This is a genomic window from Kocuria sp. (assembly GCF_030536815.1).
Classification (GTDB): domain Bacteria; phylum Actinomycetota; class Actinomycetes; order Actinomycetales; family Micrococcaceae; genus Kocuria; species Kocuria gwangalliensis.
The window spans coordinates 1-2,662 of record NZ_JAUNPE010000235.1 but is presented as its reverse complement, the minus strand read 5'-3'; the positions used below and the strand labels follow the sequence as shown (position 1 = coordinate 2,662).

General features: G+C 62.8%; 3 protein-coding genes and 2 tRNA genes. All 5 read left to right on the top strand.

Going from position 1 to position 2,662, the window contains the following annotated elements:
* Positions 1-1,617 (top strand): DNA gyrase C-terminal beta-propeller domain-containing protein (locus Q4E95_RS12595; RefSeq protein WP_303383630.1); only part of this gene is annotated, 1,617 nt, incomplete at its 5' end.
* A complete protein-coding gene (locus Q4E95_RS12590) occupies positions 1,614-2,141 on the top strand; it encodes a DUF3566 domain-containing protein (RefSeq protein WP_303383629.1) in 528 nt (175 codons plus the stop codon). The genes Q4E95_RS12595 and Q4E95_RS12590, both read left to right, overlap by 4 nt.
* 88 nt (positions 2,142-2,229) lie before the next feature.
* Positions 2,230-2,303, top strand: a tRNA-Ile gene (locus Q4E95_RS12585).
* A 38-nt stretch (positions 2,304-2,341) separates the two neighbouring features.
* A complete protein-coding gene (locus tag Q4E95_RS12580) occupies positions 2,342-2,464 on the top strand; it encodes a hypothetical protein (RefSeq protein WP_303383628.1) in 123 nt (40 codons plus the stop codon).
* A 47-nt stretch (positions 2,465-2,511) separates the two neighbouring features.
* A tRNA-Ala gene (locus Q4E95_RS12575) sits at positions 2,512-2,584 on the top strand.
* The last annotated feature ends 78 nt before the right edge of the window (positions 2,585-2,662 follow it).

Genomic DNA, 2,662 nt, shown 5'->3' with positions numbered 1-2,662 from the left:
CAGCTGCAGGAGAACTTCTCCGCCAACATGCTGGCGCTCGTGGACGGTGTGCCCCGCACCCTGTCCCTGGATGCTTTTGTGCATCACTGGGTCACGCACCAAATGGAAGTCATTGTGCGTCGCACCCGGTACCGCCTCAAGCAGGCCGAGGAAGAAGCACACATCCTGCGCGGTCTTCTCAAGGCACTTGACGCCCTGGACGAGGTCATTGCGCTGATCCGCCGTTCTCCCACCGTGGAGGAAGCCCGCAACGGGCTCATGGAGCTGCTCGACATCGACGAGGCCCAGGCGCAGGCAATCCTCAACATGCAGCTGCGCCGCTTGGCCGCCCTGGAACGCCAGAAGATCCAGGACCGGCACGCCGAACTCGAGCGTTTGATCGCTGAGTACCAGGCGATCATTGCCTCCGAGGACCGGCAGCGCGAAATCATTTCCGAGGAACTCACGGAGATCGTCAACCACTACGGTGATGATCGCCGCAGCGAGATCCTGTTCGGTTACGACGGCGACATGTCCATGGAAGACCTCATTCCCGAAGAGGAAGTGGTCGTCACCATCACCCGCGACGGGTACGTCAAGCGCACGCGCTCGGACGAGTACCGCTCGCAGCACCGCGGCGGTCGGGGCATCAAGGGCGCACAGTTGCGTGGCGGTGACGTGGTGGAGCACTTCTTCGTGACCACCACGCACAACTGGATCCTGTTCTTCACCACGTTCGGTCGGGTGTACCGCGCCAAGGCGTACGAACTGGTCGAGGCCGGCCGTGACGCCAAGGGTCAGCACGTGGCCAACCTTTTGGAGTTCCAGCCGGACGAGCGCATTGCCCAGGTCATGCAGCTGCGCACCTACCAGGACGCCCCGTACCTGGCTCTGGCCACCCGCCGCGGTCTGGTCAAGAAGTCCCGGTTGTCCGACTACGACACCAACCGCACCGCCGGCGTGATCGCTATCAACCTGCGCGACGACGACGAACTGGTCTCGGCCATGCTCGCGACTCCCGCGGACGACATCATGTTGATTTCGCATCTCGGCCAGTCGTTGCGTTTCACCGCCGACGACGACGCCCTGCGTCCCATGGGTCGCGCGACCTCCGGGGTGACCGGCATGAAGTTCCGCGACGGTGACAAGTTGCTGTCGGCCAACGTGGTCACCGACGACGCCTTTGTGTTCGTGGTGACCGAGGGCGGCTACGCCAAGCGCACCGCGGTCAGCGAATACCGAGTGCAGGGCCGTGGTGGCCTGGGCATCAAGGTGGCCAAGCTCGCCGATGACCGCGGCGGCCTGGTCGGTGGCCTGATCGTGGGCGAAGCGGACGAGGTTCTCGTGGTCATGTCCGGCGGCAAGGTGGTTCGCTCCAATGTGGCCGAGGTTCCCGCTCGCGGGCGAGACACGATGGGCGTGATTTTCGCCAAGCCCGGGTCTTCGGACCACATTGTCGGAGTTGCTCACAACGCCGAACGCGAGATCGAGAAAAAGGTGGATTCCGACGCCGAGGAGGGCGGCGACGTCGTCCCCGAGGAAGCGCAAGAAGACGCCGCGGACCAGGGCAGTGATGCCGGGGCTCCCTCAGACGATGCAGTAGCGTTGGAAAACCACGACAACGGAGGTGAAGCATGAGCGCAAGCTCTGCCTCGAAGGGTTCCAAGCCCCCCAAGAACTCCCCGGTGAGCCCCTCCAAGGGTGGCACCACCACCGCGGAGAAGAAGCCGGACTCGCCCGCCGCGAAGAAGCCGCAGAATCAGTCCACCAAGGGACTGGTTCGTCCCGCACCGCGCGCCAAGGTGCGCCGCGCGCGGCTGGTGGTGTCCAAGGTCGACACCTGGTCGGTGCTCAAGCTTGCCTTCCTGCTCTCCGTTGCCCTGGGCATCATCATGGTCGTGGCATCGTTGGTGCTGTGGCTCGTGCTGAACCTCACCGGCCTGTTCGACGGGATCAACGAGATGCTGTCCATGCTCGGCGGCAATGCGGGCGGCACGGACATCAAGGAGTTCCTGTCCCTGGGGAACGTGGCACTGTTCGCCACGATCATCTCGGTGGTCAACGTGATCCTGCTGACGGCGCTGTCAGTGTTGGGCGCTTTGTTGTACAACATTGCGGCCGCTCTGATCGGCGGTATCGGGGTGACGCTGACCGACGACTGATCGGTTCTCGATTTGGCGCCGGGGGATACCTCCGGTAAAGTTTCAGTTCGGTCAACCGAGAAGTTAACTTGTTGGTTGACTGTGCTACGGGCGTATAGCTCAGACGGTTAGAGCGCTTCGCTGATAACGAAGAGGTCCCAGGTTCAATTCCTGGTACGCCCACTCACTGAGTTCACGAGTTAAATCGTGTGGAGGTAGCGATGAAGGCACGAATCGCAGCACTGGCTGCACTCGCGGGCCTGTCCGTCGCGGCTTTCAAGGCTTGGCGCGAGGCGGAAGCCAAACGCGAAGCATGGGACTCAGTTGTAGATCCCGTGGACTGAACGGTCTGGGAACGTGGCTCACCCAACGGTGGGTCGCCAGTACGTACGGGGCCTTAGCTCAGTTGGTAGAGCGCCGCCTTTGCAAGGCGGATGTCAGGAGTTCGAATCTCCTAGGCTCCACAGTCAAAACCTCCGGGTTCCCGTTGCGACAGGGGCCCGGAGGTTTTTTGTGCGCGTTAGCGTATGCAGGCCACCCCG